Origin of the sequence: Kribbella steppae (genome assembly GCF_004342025.1) — a bacterium.
GTDB classification, from domain to species: domain Bacteria; phylum Actinomycetota; class Actinomycetes; order Propionibacteriales; family Kribbellaceae; genus Kribbella; species Kribbella steppae.
This window is the reverse complement of record NZ_SLWN01000014.1, coordinates 83,163-98,307: the sequence shown is the minus strand read 5'-3', so window position 1 is coordinate 98,307 and position 15,145 is coordinate 83,163. Positions and strand designations below refer to the sequence as shown.

The window sequence follows — 15,145 nt, the reverse complement described above, 5'->3', positions numbered from 1 at the left end:
TCAGCGGAGTGGGGCGATCGCGGTCGGGGCGTCTTCGGGAGTCTCGGCCAGATCTTCGAACTCGTTGATGTTGTCGATCTCCAGACCCATGGAGACGTTGGTGACGCGCTCGAGGATGACTTCGACCACGACCGGGACCTGGTACTCGACCATGAGCTTCTTGGCCTGTTCCAGGGCCGGCAGGATCTCGTCCGGCTCGGAGACGCGGATCGCCTTGCAGCCGAGACCTTCGGCGACCTTGACGTGATCGACGCCGTAGCCGTTGACCTCGGGGCTGTTGATGTTCTCGAACGAGAGTTGCACGCAGAAGTCCATGTCGAATCCGCGCTGTGCCTGACGGATCAGGCCCAGGTACGAGTTGTTCACGACGACGTGGATGTAGGGGATGTTGAACTGCGCACCCACCGCCAGTTCCTCGATCAGGAACTGGAAGTCGTAGTCACCCGACAGCGCGACGACGGTGCTCTCCGGATCGGCCACCGCAACCCCCAGCGTGGCGGGCACGGTCCAGCCGAGCGGTCCGGCCTGGCCGGCGTTGATCCAGTGCCGCGGGCGGTACACGTGCAGCATCTGAGCCGCCTGGATCTGGGACAACCCGATGGTGCTGACGTAGCGGGTGTCGGGTCCGAAGGCCCGGTTCATCTCCTCGTACACGCGCTGCGGCTTGATCGGCACACTGTCGAAGTGCGTCTTGCGCTGCAGCTTCGTACGGCGCTCGCGGCACTCCGCCACCCACGCCGAACGGTCCGCCAGCCGACCCGCGGCAGCCCAGTCGCGCGCCACCTCGACGAACACCTCGAGCGCCAGGCCGGCGTCGGAGGCGATGCCGTAGTCCGGCGCGAAGACCCGGCCGATCTGGGTCGGCTCGATGTCGACGTGGATGAACTTGCGGTCCTTGGTGTAGGTCTCGACGGAGCCGGTGTGCCGGTTGGCCCAGCGGTTGCCGATGCCGAACACCAGGTCCGAGGCCAGCAGCGTGGCGTTGCCGTACCGGTGTGAGGTCTGCAGACCAACCATGCCGGCGGTCAGCGGGTGGTCGTCCGGGATCGCGCCCCAGCCCATCAGGGTCGGGACGACCGGTACGCCGACGAGCTCGGCGAACTCGACCAGCACGTCAGCCGCGTCGGCGTTGACCACGCCACCGCCGGCCACGATCAGCGGCCGTTCGGCGTCGTTCAGCAGCGTGAGCGCCTTCTCGGCCTGGGCTCGCGTCGCGGCCGGCTTGGCGACCGGCAGCGGCTCGTACGTCTCGATGTCGAAGTCGATCTCGGCCACCTGGACGTCCACCGGCAGGTCGATGAGTACGGGACCCGGACGGCCCTCGCGCATCAGCTGGAAGGCCTTCTGGAACGTCCCCGGCACCTGGGCCGGCTCCATCACCGTGACGGCCCACTTCGCGACCGGCTTGGCGATCGACGAGATGTCGACGGCCTGGAAGTCCTCCTTGTGCAGCTTGGCCACCGGTGCCTGACCGGTGATGCACAGGATCGGGATCGAGTCGGCCGAGGCCGAGTACAGGCCGGTGATCATGTCGGTTCCAGCCGGTCCCGACGTACCGACGCAGACGCCGATGTTTCCGGCGCGCGCACGGGTGTAACCCTCAGCCATGTGCGAGGCGCCCTCGACGTGACGGGCCAGCACGTGCTTGATCCCGCCGTGCTTCTTCATCGCGCTGTAGAAGGGGTTGATCGCGGCACCGGGCAGCCCGAAGGTCTGGGTGGATCCTTCCTTCTCCAGGATCAGGACTGCCGCGTCGACCGCGCGCATGCGGGCCATCAGCCGACCTGCCCGCTCAACGACTCGAGTCCGGACAGTCGCTCCACGCCGCGCAGCAGCGCGGAGTGGTCGAGGCCGCCGTCGCCGTTGGCCCGAGCGGAGGCCACCAGTTGCGCGACCAGCGAGCCCAGCGGTACGGCGACCCCGGCCTCACGAGCGGCGGCGGTGACGATGCCCATGTCCTTGTGGTGCAGGTCGATCCGGAAGCCCGGCTGGAAGGAGCGGGAGAGCATGTTCTCCTTCTTCTGGTTCAGCACGGTCGAGCCGGCCAGACCGCCGCCGAGGACCTCCAGGGCGGCCTTGGTGTCGACGCCGTACGCCTCCAGGAAGATGACTGCCTCGGACAGCGCCTGGATGTTGGCGGCAACGATCAGCTGGTTGGCCGCCTTGACGGTCTGGCCGGAGCCGCTCGGTCCCACGTGGACGACGGTCTTGCCGACCACGTCGAACAGCGGCTTGGCGGCCTCGAAGTCGTCGGCGTCGCCGCCGACCATGATCGAGAGCGCGGCGTTCTTCGCGCCGGCCTCGCCGCCCGAGACGGGAGCGTCCAGCACCCGGAAGCCGAGCGCCCGGGCCTGCTCGGCCAGTTGCTGGGTGACATCCGGCCGGATGCTGGAGAAGTCGATGATCAGCGAGCCGGTCTCGGCGTGCTGGAAGACGCCGCCGTCGGAGACCAGCACGTCCTCGACGTCGGGCGAGTCCGGCACCATCACGCAGATGACGTCGGCGCCCTTGACCGCGTCCGCGACCGAGGTCGCGAGGCGGCCGCCGGCCTCGACCAGCGGAGCGCCGCGCTCGGGAGTGCGGTCGAGGCCGGCGACGGTGTGACCGGCTTCGGCCAGGTGGACGGCCATCGGGCTGCCCATGATGCCGAGGCCGATGAAGGCGATGTTCGTCATGTCGGAATCTCCAAAGGTGTCTCAGCCGGCCACGGCGCGACGCCCGCGCGGTAGCCAGCCGAAGCTGTCGACGGTGGTGGTGGACGGCTTGTACTCCAGGCCGATCCAGCCGGAGTAGCCGTTGGCGGCGAGGGCGGTGAGCTGCCGGTCGAGCGAGAGCGTGCCGGTGCCTGGCTCGTTGCGACCGGGTGCGTCGGCAATCTGCACGTGGGCGATGCGGTCGGTGTGCTCCGCGATCACCCGATCGACGTCGTCGCCGTTGACCGCGAGGTGGTAGAGGTCCGCGAGCAGCCCGACGTTCGACGCCGGCACCCGGTCGATCACGGCCAGTACGTCGGCCGCGGTCAGCAGCGGATACCTCTCGGCACCGCTGACCGGCTCGACCAGCACAGTGCCGTCGATCCGGGCAGCGGCCTGAGCGGCGAGCGCGAGGTTCTCGACCGCGAGGTCGTCCTGCTCGCTCGCGGAGTGGCCATCCGACCGGTTGCCGTAGAGGGCGTTGAAAGCCCGGCAACCGAGTCGCTCGCCGATGCCGACGGTGACGTCGATGTTGTCCCGGAACTCGCCGGACCGTTTCGGCCAGGACACCAGGCCGCGGTCGCCGCCGGGCATGTCGCCGGCGAAGAAGTTCAGGCCGGTCAACTGGACTCCGGCGTCCTCGATCGTGGTCGCGAACGCGTCGACGTGCCGGTCCGTCGGCACCGCCTCGACGAACGGCCACCAGAACTCGACGGCACCGAAACCGGCCCGCCGGGCGGCCGCCGGGCGCTCCAGCAGAGGCAACTCGGTGAACAGCAGCGAGCAGTTCACCGTGTAGCGCAGCGGGTTACTCATGGCATCTCAACTTTCCGTATTGCGGAAGTTAGTTTCTGTTCTGCGAAAGGACGATAGGCGCGGGATCAGGACGGCGTCAAGGGTGGGTCGTGGTTCCGGCGTACCTCAGGGCGTTGTACGTTCCTCTGAGGACCGGTCACCATGCCGATCGCAGGCCGGCCGAAGGAGGTGCGCCGTGCTGCTGTCCGAGCTGCTCGACGCGCCTGAACTGGGGCTTCGCCTGCTGCACCTGGCCGACGAGGCACTCGAGCGTCCGATCGGCCGGCTGGTCACCACCGACCTGCTCGAACCCGGCCGCTACCTGAGCGGCGGCGAGCTGGTCCTCACCGGTCTGGTCTGGCGCCGCAGCGAAGCCGACAGCGAGACCTTCGTGACCTCGATGGCCAAACGCGGTGCCACCACGATCCTGGCCGGGAAGGCATTGCTCGGCACCGTCCCCGTCGACCTGCTCGAGGCCTGCCGCCGCCATCACGTCACCCTCGTCGAGGTCCCCACGGAGGTGGCGTTCGCGGATGTGACCGAGTACGTCGCTGCCGCGGGCTCGGTCGACAGGGGTGCCCGGCTGTCCGCGAGCCTGGTGCGTCAGCGCCAGATGCTGTCGTCGATCGCGTCCGGCCGGAGCCTCGACGAACTCGCGGACCGCATCACGGCCGAGATCGGGCACGACTGCCGCGTGATCACGCCGACCGGGCGGCACGTCGTACCAGGGCCCGGCGAGTTGGACGAAGAGATCCTCGACGTGATCTCACGCCGGTTCCTGACCGCGGATCGCACCCCTGCGCTCGCGGATGCCGGCGGTACGCCGTACAGCCTCTTCCCGGTCGGGTCGGGTCTGGGCAATCGGCTGACCGCGTGGGTGCTGGTCATCGAGGGCGACCACACGGAGTGGTCCCGCGACCATGTCGAGGCGGTGCATGAGCTGTGCGCGATCGCCGCGCTGGACCGGGCCCGCCGGGACGAAGGGCGAATGGCGCTGCGACCTCTGGTGGCTGACGCGCTGGCCCTAGTCGAGACCGGCGCTCCACATGCCGAGGTCGCTGCGCGGCTCCGGCAAGCGGGTGCGCGCTCGGATCTGGCGATGGTGGTCGCGGTGGCCGAACTCCGGGACGACGGACCGAGCGAGGTCGCGATCACGCTGCTCGAGGACGTCGCACTCACGGTCGGGCCCGCGGTGGTAGCGCCGGGGCGTGACGGTGTCCTGGTTGCGTTGTTGCCGTTCGTCCCCGGGCTGCCGGACCAGCTGCGGAGGGCTTTTGGCCGGCTCTCGCCGGGGCTCGTGCGGGCGAGGCTCGGGGTCGGTGTCAGTGGCGAGACCTCCGTCGACGCGTTGGCAGGAGCGCTCGAAGAGGCGCGGTTCGCTCACCGGGTGGCTCGGGCCGCCACTACGCCGGTCTCGGTGGTCACCTCGGAAGAGGTCGCCTCGCACGTGCTCCTGCTCGCCACGGTGCCGGACGACGTACGGCGTACCTACACCCATCGGGTGCTCGGGCCGGTGCTCGAGCACGATCGTCGTACCCATGGCGACCTGCTCACCACGTTGCAGGAGTTCCTCGCCTGCGACGGCTCGTGGTCGCGGGCAGCCGAGGCTTTACACCTGCATGTCAACACGGTTCGCTACCGGATCGAACGCATAGAGCAACTGACCGGACGCGATCTGTCCCGGCTCGAGGACCGGGTGGACGTGTTCCTCGCTCTCAAGTCGCTCTGAACCGCCTGGTTTGGGTGATCACACAAAACAAGGCCTGCCGGAGCGGGTGATCTTCAGAGGTTCACGGGGTGCAAACGCGGTCGGCGTGAGCAGATGCTGTCGTGCAGATCACTAAACGCCGCGCCCCCCGAGCCCATCCGAGGAAGGTGCCGAACATGGCAATCCTGCGAACGCCGAGCCGCCGCGCAAGCCGTCACCCCGTCGACGAGGTCCTGCCCCCGGGCAAGCTCGCCGTCTACGGCTTCCAGCACGTCCTGGCGTTCTACGCCGGCGCAGTGATCGTACCGATCCTGCTGGCGAACTCGATCGGGCTCAGCACCGAGCAACTCATCCACCTGATCAACGCCGACCTGTTCACCTGCGGTATCGCCTCGATCATCCAGTCGGTCGGGTTCTGGAAGGTCGGGGTCCGGCTGCCGCTGCTGCAGGGTGTGACGTTCACCGCGGTGTCGCCGATGATCGCGATCGGCCTGGCTGCGGGCGGCGGGACCGACGGCCTGCTGGTCATCTACGGCGCGGTGATCGTCGCCGGTCTGGTCACCTTCTTCCTGGCCCCGTTCTTCAGCAGGCTGATCCGGTTCTTCCCGCCGGTCGTGACCGGCTCGGTGATCACGATCATCGGTCTGGCGCTGCTGCCGGTGGCGGCCGGGGACGCGACCGGCGGCGCCGGTCCCACGTCCGACCCGACCAGCGGCAAGAACCTGGCCTACGCGCTCGGCACACTCGCGCTGATCGTGCTGATCCAGCGGGTCTTCAAGGGGTTCATGGCCACGATCGCCGTCCTGGTCGGCCTGGTCGCTGGCACCGTGGTCGCGTGGGCCTTCGGGGACGCCCACTTCGGCGCGGTCAGCGGCTCGGACTGGGTCGGTGTCACGACGCCGTTCCACTTCGGCTGGCCGCAGTTCTCGATCGCGGCGATCATCTCGATGGTCGTGGTCATGCTGATCACCGCGGTCGAGACCACCGGTGACGTGTTCGCGACCGGCGAGATCGTGGAGAAGCGGATCGGCCGCGAGGACGTCGCCCGGGCCCTGCGCGCCGACGGACTGTCCACCACCATCGGTGGTGTCTTCAACTCCTTCCCCTACACGTGTTTCGCCGAGAACGTCGGCCTGGTCCGGCTGACCCGGGTGAAGAGCCGGTGGGTGGTGGCGGCGGCCGGCGCGATCATGATCCTGCTCGGCCTGATCCCCAAGGCCGGCGCCATCGTGGCCGGCATCCCGCACCCGGTCCTGGGCGGCGCCGCCCTGGCGATGTTCGCCACCGTGGCCGTCGTCGGGATCCAGACCCTGGCCAAGGTCGACTTCCACGACCACCGCAACGTGGTCATCGTGGCCACCAGCCTCGGCCTGGCCATGTACGTGACCGCGCAGCCGCAGGTCGCCCAGGCGGTACCGGGCTGGGCCGAGATCATCTTCGGCAGCGGCATCACGCTGGGCAGCCTGACCGCGATCCTGCTGAACATCCTCTTCCACCACGTGGGCAAGGACTTCGGTCCCGCGGTGGCCGGCCAGCCGGGCGACTCGATCCGGCTGGACCAGGTGAACAAGATGAGCCGCGACGAGTTCGTCGAGACCTTCGCCGGCCTGTTCCAGGGTCCGCGCTGGATGGTCGAGCGGGCCTGGGAGATGCGGCCCTTCACCGACACCCACGCCCTGCGCCGGTCGTTCCAGGAGGCTCTGTTCTCCGGATCGCACGAGGAGCAGCGCCAGCTGATCGAGTCCTACCCGCAGCTCGGCTCGCAGTTCGTCGCCGACGGCCTCGGTGGCGAGGCGTCGCTGCGGGACCAGTCGGCCCACGGCCTGACCTTCCTGGCCGAACCGGACCGTGACGAACTGGCCACGATCACCGAGGCGTACCGCGAGCGGTTCGGCTTCCCGCTGGTGATCTCGGTCCGGGACGCGGACTCCTTCGACCGGATCGTCGAGCAGGGCCGGGAGCGGCTGGACAACTGCGAGAACCAGGAGCACGCCGCCGCGCTGCTGGAGATCGCCAAGATCGCTGGGTACCGGTTCGACGACTTCCTTTCCGATGCCAACCCGATCCATAGTGCAAGAACACGCTGGAGCAGTAGCCGATGAGTACGACGACAACGCAGGCACCCTCGATCACGGTCAACGGTGAGCAGATCACCATCGGTGACGTGACCGTCCACACGAACGCGCTGGACTGGCTCCGCGACCGTGGCCTGACCGGAGCGAAGGAGGGCTGCGCCGAGGGTGAGTGCGGGGCGTGTTCCGTGCTCGTCGCGCGGCCCGGGACCGACGCCCCGACCGAGTGGACCGCGGTGAACGCATGCCTGCTGCCAGTCGGGTCCCTGGACGGTCAGGAGGTCATCACCTCCGAGGGCCTGGGCTCACCGGCCGAACTGCACCCGGTTCAGCAGGAGATCGCCGTCCGGGGTGGATCGCAGTGTGGCTACTGCACTCCGGGCTTCGTGTGCAGCATGGCCGCCGAGTTCTACCGCTCTACGCGTACGACGTCCAACGGGCACTGCGACCACGAGCACGGCCCGAACGGCTTCGACCTGCACTCGCTGAGCGGAAACCTGTGCCGGTGTACGGGGTACCGCCCGATCCGGGACGCAGCGTACGCGCTGGGTGAACCGGCGGTTGACGACGCCCTGGCAGCCCGCAGGTCCGCGCCACCACCTCCGCCGGCAGCCACCGCGATCGCGGTCGACGGAGCGGAGTTCCACCGGCCGGCCAGCCTGGCCGACGTACTCGAACTGCTTGCCGAGAGCCCCGAGGCGCAGATTGTTGCCGGGTCGACCGATGTCGGCGTCGAGGTGAACATCCGCGGTGTCCGGGCGCCGCTGATCGTCGCGGTGGACCGGCTGGACGAGCTGCGCGAGTTCACCTTCGGGCCGGACGAGGTTCGCATCGGTGCCGCACTGACGCTGAGCGAGATCGAGCGGCTGCTCGCGGGACGTGTGCCCCTGCTGGCACAGATGTTCCCGCAGTTCGCGTCCCGCCTGATCCGCAACGGCGCGACCATCGGCGGCAACCTCGGAACCGCGTCGCCGATCGGTGACGCCCCGCCCGCATTGTTGGCTCTGGACGCCTCGCTCGTCCTGGCGTCCCGCCGCGGCGAGCGGGTCGTGCCACTCGCGGACTACTTCACCGGCTACCGGGAGACCCTGAAGGCCGCCGACGAGCTGATCCGGACCATCGTCGTACCGCTGCCGCTCGAGCCGCTGACCGCGTTCCACAAGATCGCCAAGCGGCGCTTCGACGACATCTCGAGTGTTGCCATCGGGTACGCCGTCGATGTCGAGGACGGCGTCGTTCGACGAGCAAGGATCGGACTCGGTGGTGTAGCCGCCACACCGCTGCGTGCCGTGGCTACTGAGCAGGCGCTGATCGGCCGGCCATGGACCGAGCGGACCGTCCGTGAGGCGGCTGCGGTGATGGCGGCCGAGGGTACGCCGATGGACGACCACCGGGCGAGTGCGTCGTACCGCTCGGCGATGCTCGGCCAGTCGCTGCTCCGGTTCTACTCGGAAGGAGTGGACGCATGAGCTCGCTGTCCGAACGTCCGCAGCAGGCCGTGGTCGGTCTGCCGCTTCCGCATGAGAGCGCCGCGTTGCATGTCACCGGCAAGGCGCTCTACACCGACGACCTCGTCGTCCGCACCCGCGATGTCCTGCACGCCTGGCCGGTCCAGTCGCCGCACACCCACGCCCGGATCACGGATCTTCGGGTGAAGCCGGCGTACGACGTCCCTGGCGTGGTCCGGGTTCTCACGGGCGACGACGTACCCGGGGTGAACGACGCCGGCGTGAAGCACGACGAGCCGTTGTTCCCGACCGAGGCGATGTTCCACGGACACGCGATCTGCTGGGTGCTCGGTGAGACGCTGGAGGCCGCGCGTCTCGGTGCGTTGGCCGTCGAGGTCGAGTACGAGCCACTCGAGTCGCTGGTGACGGTTCGCGAGGCCATCGACGCGGGCAGCTTCCAGGGGACCGGGCGGCACCTGGTGCGTGGTGACGTCGAGGATTCGCTCGCCACGGCGGCGCACGTGTTCGAGGGCGAGTTCGAGTTCGCCGGCCAGGAGCACTTCTACCTCGAGACCCATGCCTCAGTGGCCCTGGTCGACGAGGGCGGTCAGATCTTCGTCCAGAGCAGTACGCAGCACCCGTCGGAGACGCAGGAGATCGTCGCCCACGTTCTCGGCGTACCCAGCCACGAGGTGACCGTGCAATGTCTCCGGATGGGAGGGGGTTTCGGAGGCAAGGAGATGCAGCCGCACGGGTTCGCCGCGATCGCCGCACTGGGGGCGACGCTGACCGGCCGGCCAGTGCGTCTGCGGCTCAACCGCACGCAGGACATCACGATGTCCGGCAAGCGGCACGGGTTCCACAGCGAGTGGCGGGCCGGCTTCGACGATGACGGCCACCTGGTCGCGCTCGACGCCACCCTCACTGCCGACGGCGGCTGGAGTCTCGACCTGTCCGAGCCGGTGCTCGCGCGGGCGATGTGCCACATCGACAACAGCTACTGGATCCCCAACGTCCGCGTCGACGGCCGGATCGCCAAGACGAACAAGACGTCCCAGACGGCCTTCCGGGGCTTCGGCGGCCCGCAGGGCATGATCGTCGTCGAGGACGTGCTCGGCCGCTGCGCACCTCTGCTCGGGTACGACGGAAGCGAGCTGCGTCGCCGCAATCTCTACCGGTTGAACGACACCACGCCGTACGGGCAACCAGTGCGGCACGCTGACCGGCTGGAGTCCTGCTGGAGCCAGGTGTCGGACAACGGCGACGTCGTACGACGGCGAGCGGAGATCGAGCGGTTCAACGCGGAGCACCCGCACCGCAAGCGCGCGCTGGCGATGACGCCGGTGAAGTTCGGCATCTCGTTCAACCTCACCGCCTTCAACCAGGCCGGTGCGCTGGTGCACGTCTACAAGGACGGCTCGGTGCTGATCAACCACGGCGGCACCGAGATGGGTCAGGGCCTGCACACGAAGATGCTGCAGGTCGCCGCCACCACGCTCGGGCTCCCGCTGGCTCGCGTCCGGCTGGCCCCGACCCGCACCGACAAGGTGCCGAACACCTCGGCCACCGCGGCTTCGTCCGGCGCCGACCTGAACGGCGCGGCGATCAAGAACGCCTGTGAACAGATCCGGGAGCGCCTCCAACAGGTCGCCGGCGGCCGCCTCGGCATCAGCCCGCGCGACGTACGGTTCACCGAGGGCATCGCCCACGGACTGACCTTCGACGGCGACAGCCTGCGCTGGGAGGAACTCGTCGACGACGCCTACCACCAGCGCGTCCAGCTGTGGGCGGCCGGCTTCTACCGCACCGAAGGCCTGCACTGGGACGCCAACGCGATGCGCGGCGAACCGTTCAAGTACTTCGCGTACGGCGTTGCTGCCGCCGAAGTCGAGGTGGACGGCTTCACCGGCGCCTACACGTTGCGCCGGGTCGACATCGTCCACGACGTCGGCGACAGCCTCAGCCCGCTGATCGACATCGGCCAGATCGAGGGCGGCTTCGTGCAGGGCACCGGCTGGCTGACACTCGAAGACCTGCGCTGGGACGAGAGCGACGGACCTCATCGAGGCCGCCTCGCGACGCAGGCCGCGAGTACCTACAAGCTGCCGAGCTTCTCGGAGATGCCCGAGGTCTTCAACGTCCAGTTGCTGGAGAAGGCTCACGAGGACGGCGCCGTCTACGGCTCCAAGGCTGTTGGCGAACCGCCGCTGATGCTGGCGTTCTCCGTGCGCGAAGCGTTGCGGCAGGCCGCCGCGGCGTTCGGCCCGGCCGGGACCAGCGTCGAGCTGGCCTCACCCGCTACGCCTGAGGCCGTCTACTGGGCACTGGACCAGGCCCGGTCGTCGGTCCTCGTGGAGCGGCTCGAGCCGAGTGGGGTGTGACGACCGAGATGGAATGGATGAAGGCGGTCGAGCGTCTCCGCGAGCAGCGGCGGCCCGGCGTCCTGGTGACGGTGATGTCCGTTCGCGGGCATGCACCGCGCGAGGCGGGCGCGAAGATGGTGGTCGCCGCAGAGGGGACCTGGGCCACGGTCGGCGGCGGCAACTTGGAGGCTCTGGCGGTCGAGCGGTCCCGCGCGATGATCGAGACCGGCGTAGGCGAGCCCGAGGTCATCGAGGTCGCGTTGTCGGACAAAGCGCCGTACCAGCATGGAGTTCAGTGCTGTGGCGGCGAGGTGAAGCTGCTGCTCGAGCCGCTGCCGGTGGTCCCGGCGGTGGCGATCTTCGGGGTCGGGCATGTCGGTCTCGAGCTCGCGCGGATCCTGGCCCGGCACGACATCGAGCTGCATCTGATCGACTCGCGGCCCGACCAGCTGGAAACCGAGCGACTGAAGGTTCTCGACGACGCCGTGGCGCGGGTGCACGTGCATCACGTGCCGGTGTTGCCGGAGCTGGTCGTGGCCGAACTGCCGCCGGGCACTCATGCGTTGGTGATGACACATGACCATGCCGAGGACGCCGCGTTGTGCGACGCCGCGCTGCGGAACGAGCAACTGGCCACGATCGGGCTGATCGGCTCGCGGGCCAAATGGGCGCGGTTCCGCCGCAAGCTCGCCGAGGACGGCAACTCCGAGGAGGCGATCGCCAGGATCACCACACCGATCGGACTGACCGAATTGACCGGCAAGGAGCCGGCCACCATCGCGGTCAGCGTGGCCGCCTGGCTGCTCCAACTGTTCACTGCCGAGCGTCGCCCCACGCCGGCCCACCGTGAGGCGAAAGCATGACGATCTACCGAGGAACGTTCCTCGACACCCCGGACAATCCGTTCACCGGCGGCGGCCTGCGGGTCGACGCCGACGCAGGATTGCTGGTCAGGGACGGCGTGATCGTTGCCCGTGGCCCCTTCGGCGACGTACGGCGGGCGCATCCGGCCGAGGGCATCGTCGACCTGTCCGGTGGCCTGGTGCTGCCCGGGTTCGTCGACACCCACGTGCACTTCCCGCAGATCCGGGCGGTCGGCGGTCTCGGCCTTCCTCTGTTGGAGTGGCTCGACCGCTACGCGCTCCCCGAAGAGGCGAAGATGGCCGACACCGGCTACGCGGCGGGGGTCGCAGCCGAGTTCGTCCGCGGGCTAGCGGCGGCGGGCACCACGAGTGCGCTGGTGTTCGGGGCTCACTACGCCGACGCGGTGGATGTGCTGTTCTCCGCGGCCTCAGGCGTCGGTCTGCGGATCACCAGCGGTCTGGTCGTCAGCGACCGGCTCCTGCGGGAGGACCTGCTCACCACACCGGAGCGGGCATACACCGAGTCGCACGCCCTGGCGAAGCGCTGGCACGGCGTCGGCCGCAATCGGTACGCCGTGACGCCACGCTTCTCGCTCTCGTGCACTGACGACCTCCTCGCGACCTGCCGCACTGTGCTGGACGAGATCCCCGGCTCGCTCTTCACCTCGCACGTCAACGAGAACGAGGCCGAGATCGCCGCCGTGGCCGAACTGTTCGGCGGCAGCGACTACGTGAGCACGTACGAGAAGCACGGACTGGTCGACCGGCGGAGCGTGCTCGCGCACAACGTGCACCCGACCGACGTGGAGCTCAAGATGCTCGCCGAGGGTGGTGCGGCCGTAGCCCATTGCCCGACGAGCAACGCGGCACTGGGCAGTGGGCTCTTCCCGCTGTCACGGCACCTCCAGTACGGCGTACGCGTCGCGCTCGGGTCAGACGTTGGCGCCGGCACGGGGTTCTCCCTGCTGAAGGAGGGCCTGCAGGCCTACTTCTGCCAGCAGCTGATCGGCGACCAAGGCTGTGCGCTCAGCGCCGCCCACCTCCTCTACCTGGCGACCGCTGCCGGCGCGGATGCGCTGGGGTTACCCGAGGTCGGCGACCTCAGCGTCGGCAAACGCTTCGACGCCCAACTCCTCCGCCCAGCCGACGGCTCCCCCCTGGCCGTAGGCGTCGAACACGCCGACGACGCCGAAGAAGCCCTAGCCCGAATCTTCACCCTAGGCACCCCCGCCGACGTCCACGCAGTCTGGATCGACGGCGAACTCCTCCACAACTAGTGCCGCGTCAACGAACGTTGGGGTCGTCACCGACCTCCCACCGACCCGTCTGGAGCACCCACTGTGGTGGGTCGACCACGATGCCGTTCAGTGCGGCGGTGTGGTTTGGTTGTCACCGCCTCGTGCAGTTCGACAGGACGTATGCACCTGCTGCCAGCCATTCCAAGCCTGAGCCCACCCGGTACGCGGGCTCGATCGCCGGACACCTCCTGTCGAACTGCACCAATCCGACCGATGACAACCCCAACGTTTCTGGATGCGGCACTAGGTCCTGTGAAGCCCCTGGTGGCCGCGGGGCGAACGACGTCCCGCGGCAGCGCAACGCGGATGCTGATGCTTCACCGAAGTCCCAGGGAATCTCCCGCCTCGAGTGACGTCGGCCCCGAGGTCGCTTCCCGCCGGCTGATCTCCAACGGCCGGGAACCAGCTGCCAGAAGTAGTCGTCAGAGGTCAGGTCGGCGAGCCGAGGCAGCAACCGATGCTGCCACTGCGAGACACATGTGGTGACCCGACACGATGCGAAGATCTCGCAACGTAAACCACGAGGTCGCGCACGGCCTCACCTCGAACTTGCACAGGAGCTGAGTTGAGCAAGAAAAAAGACGACGCGGCGATGAAGAAGGCGATGGAGCTGATGGAAGCCCACCCCAAGGTCGTCGCAAAGCTCAAAGAAACCGGCCACCTCAAGGCGGCAAAGAACGTCGAGGACAAAGGCGGCCGCTGGGACTCACCGGAAACAAAGAAGGCTTCTGGGCGCGACGGCGGCCGCGGATAGTCTTTCCGGACACGCCACGGTCGGGTGACCGCCGCGTTGCCATAAGCAACTAGGCGGTCGACCGGCCGTCCGTCCGCTCAAGGCGCCCGGGAGAATGCCTCGGGTGGAATCCATTGCCAAGGCCTTCGGGCTCGGACGACCGATCGAGTCTCTGACGCCGGTCCAGCACACCAGCTTCGAGACCTGGCGTCTTCGGACAGGCTCGGCCGACTATCTCGTCAAGCGGCTGTGGGGCCTCGAAGACCCGCCGTGGTGGACGCGCATCGAGCAAGGCATGGCGCTGGAGTCGGCCGCACTCTCGCAGGGCCTGCCAATCGCACGGCCGATCGAACCGCGGGACCCCGTCTTCGGGTACGCAGCCCGGGTGGACGACTTCGGCACCATTCGCCTGTACGACTGGATCGACCACCGCACGCTCACTGATGCCGACGACGTGGCGCCATGGCTCGGCCGGGTCGTTGCGGCTTTACACCGGCTCATGCCGCTGACCGACGAGCAGCCCGAATGGCGTTGGTGGGGAGTCTTCCCGCGCGATCGCTGGGAGGAGTGGGCACTGCTTGGCCGGAGCCAGGGCAAGCAGTGGGCTGATGCTCTCCGTCGACAGGTCGGCTTCTTCGACGAACTGGGCCAGGCGATCAAGGCCGCCTTCGACGCAGCCGGCGACCAGGTACGGAGCCACGGCGACCTCGAGCCGTACAACGTCCTGGTCTCGTCCGAGGGCCCCGTGCTGATCGACTGGGAGAGCGTGGCGTGTGAGAGTGCCACTCTGGAGATCGGCCGTGCTGCGGCGAGTTTCGGCGGTGACGACCCGGACCGGATCTCCCGCATTCTTCAGGAGTACGTCGACTCGGGCGGTGTACTGGCCCCGATCGGCGACGACCTCTTTCTCCGCAAGGTCTCGCTCCGGCTGTGCCACCTCGCCGAACAGCTGGACGTTCAAGTCGGCAAGGAGCCCGCACCAGGCTGGATGGAAGGTCAGGACCTGGCTGCCCTCACAAGCCAGGACCTCCAGTCCTTCCCACAAGTCGTCACCCACCTCCGCCACCTCGCCGCCTCCTGCCTCGGCTGACTTCGCCGGGAGCGGCGCGCCGCCGCTCGCCGGCGTCGAACCTCGGTGACCTCGGCGTAGGTGAGTGGCGTCGTCGGTTGCG

11 protein-coding genes are annotated in these 15,145 nt (G+C 68.6%); 8 read left to right on the top strand and 3 right to left on the bottom strand.

What is annotated here, in order from left to right:
• Genes gcl through EV652_RS33960 form a run of 3 tightly spaced genes read right to left on the bottom strand, consistent with a single transcriptional unit; the run spans position 1 to position 3,509 of the window.
• Complete coding sequence (gcl, locus tag EV652_RS33970) at positions 1 to 1,776, bottom strand: glyoxylate carboligase (RefSeq protein ID WP_132213393.1); 1,776 nt, start codon at positions 1,774 to 1,776, stop codon at positions 1 to 3.
• Positions 1,776 to 2,675 (bottom strand): 2-hydroxy-3-oxopropionate reductase, encoded by a 900-nt coding sequence (locus EV652_RS33965; RefSeq protein ID WP_132213392.1) that lies wholly within the window; start codon positions 2,673 to 2,675, stop codon positions 1,776 to 1,778. The genes gcl and EV652_RS33965 overlap by 1 nt, the downstream gene beginning before the upstream one ends.
• Positions 2,676 to 2,696: 21 nt before the next feature.
• The gene (locus tag EV652_RS33960) at positions 2,697 to 3,509 is read right to left on the bottom strand and encodes a hydroxypyruvate isomerase family protein (RefSeq protein ID WP_132213391.1); all 813 of its coding nucleotides are present in this window, start codon (positions 3,507 to 3,509) and stop codon (positions 2,697 to 2,699) included.
• 175 nt (positions 3,510 to 3,684) lie between these two features.
• Here EV652_RS33960 and EV652_RS33955 point away from each other — a divergent pair, with 175 nt between their 5' ends.
• From EV652_RS33955 to EV652_RS33920, 8 genes are all read left to right on the top strand, one after another.
• Entirely contained in the window at positions 3,685 to 5,217 is a 1,533-nt protein-coding gene (locus tag EV652_RS33955) for a PucR family transcriptional regulator (RefSeq protein ID WP_158441376.1), read from the top strand.
• 155 nt (positions 5,218 to 5,372) lie between these two features.
• Entirely contained in the window at positions 5,373 to 7,298 is a 1,926-nt protein-coding gene (gene uraD / locus EV652_RS33950) for a 2-oxo-4-hydroxy-4-carboxy-5-ureidoimidazoline decarboxylase (protein ID WP_132213389.1), read from the top strand.
• Positions 7,295 to 8,737, top strand: a complete 1,443-nt coding sequence (locus EV652_RS33945) for a xanthine dehydrogenase small subunit (protein ID WP_132213388.1) — start codon at positions 7,295 to 7,297, stop codon at positions 8,735 to 8,737. The genes uraD and EV652_RS33945 overlap by 4 nt, the downstream gene beginning before the upstream one ends.
• Positions 8,734 to 11,097 carry a xanthine dehydrogenase molybdopterin binding subunit gene (gene xdhB / locus EV652_RS33940; RefSeq protein ID WP_132213387.1) on the top strand — a complete coding sequence of 788 codons (2,364 nt, stop codon included), beginning with the start codon at positions 8,734 to 8,736 and terminating at the stop codon, positions 11,095 to 11,097. Before EV652_RS33945 ends, xdhB begins: the two co-directional genes overlap by 4 nt.
• On the top strand, positions 11,094 to 11,942 hold the full coding sequence (gene xdhC, locus EV652_RS33935) for a xanthine dehydrogenase accessory protein XdhC (RefSeq protein WP_242002165.1): 849 nt from the start codon (positions 11,094 to 11,096) through the stop codon (positions 11,940 to 11,942). The genes xdhB and xdhC overlap by 4 nt, the downstream gene beginning before the upstream one ends.
• Positions 11,939 to 13,219 (top strand): guanine deaminase, encoded by a 1,281-nt coding sequence (gene guaD, locus EV652_RS33930; RefSeq protein WP_132213386.1) that lies wholly within the window; start codon positions 11,939 to 11,941, stop codon positions 13,217 to 13,219. The genes xdhC and guaD overlap by 4 nt, the downstream gene beginning before the upstream one ends.
• 586 nt (positions 13,220 to 13,805) lie before the next feature.
• Entirely contained in the window at positions 13,806 to 13,994 is a 189-nt protein-coding gene (locus EV652_RS33925; RefSeq protein ID WP_132213385.1) for a hypothetical protein, read from the top strand.
• Positions 13,995 to 14,097: 103 nt separating this feature from the next.
• Positions 14,098 to 15,063, top strand: a complete 966-nt coding sequence (locus EV652_RS33920) for a phosphotransferase (RefSeq protein WP_158441374.1) — start codon at positions 14,098 to 14,100, stop codon at positions 15,061 to 15,063.
• The last annotated feature ends 82 nt before the right edge of the window (positions 15,064 to 15,145 follow it).

Excerpts from the sequence above, each read along its gene's own strand:
- gcl (WP_132213393.1), bottom strand. The coding sequence starts at position 1,776 with ATGGCCCGCATGCGCGCGGTCGACGCGGCAGTCCTGATCCTGGAGAAG.
- EV652_RS33965 (WP_132213392.1), bottom strand. The coding sequence starts at position 2,675 with ATGACGAACATCGCCTTCATCGGCCTCGGCATCATGGGCAGCCCGATG.
- EV652_RS33960 (WP_132213391.1), bottom strand. The coding sequence starts at position 3,509 with ATGAGTAACCCGCTGCGCTACACGGTGAACTGCTCGCTGCTGTTCACC.
- uraD (WP_132213389.1), top strand. The coding sequence starts at position 5,373 with ATGGCAATCCTGCGAACGCCGAGCCGCCGCGCAAGCCGTCACCCCGTC.
- EV652_RS33945 (WP_132213388.1), top strand. The coding sequence starts at position 7,295 with ATGAGTACGACGACAACGCAGGCACCCTCGATCACGGTCAACGGTGAG.
- xdhB (WP_132213387.1), top strand. The coding sequence starts at position 8,734 with ATGAGCTCGCTGTCCGAACGTCCGCAGCAGGCCGTGGTCGGTCTGCCG.
- guaD (WP_132213386.1), top strand. The coding sequence starts at position 11,939 with ATGACGATCTACCGAGGAACGTTCCTCGACACCCCGGACAATCCGTTC.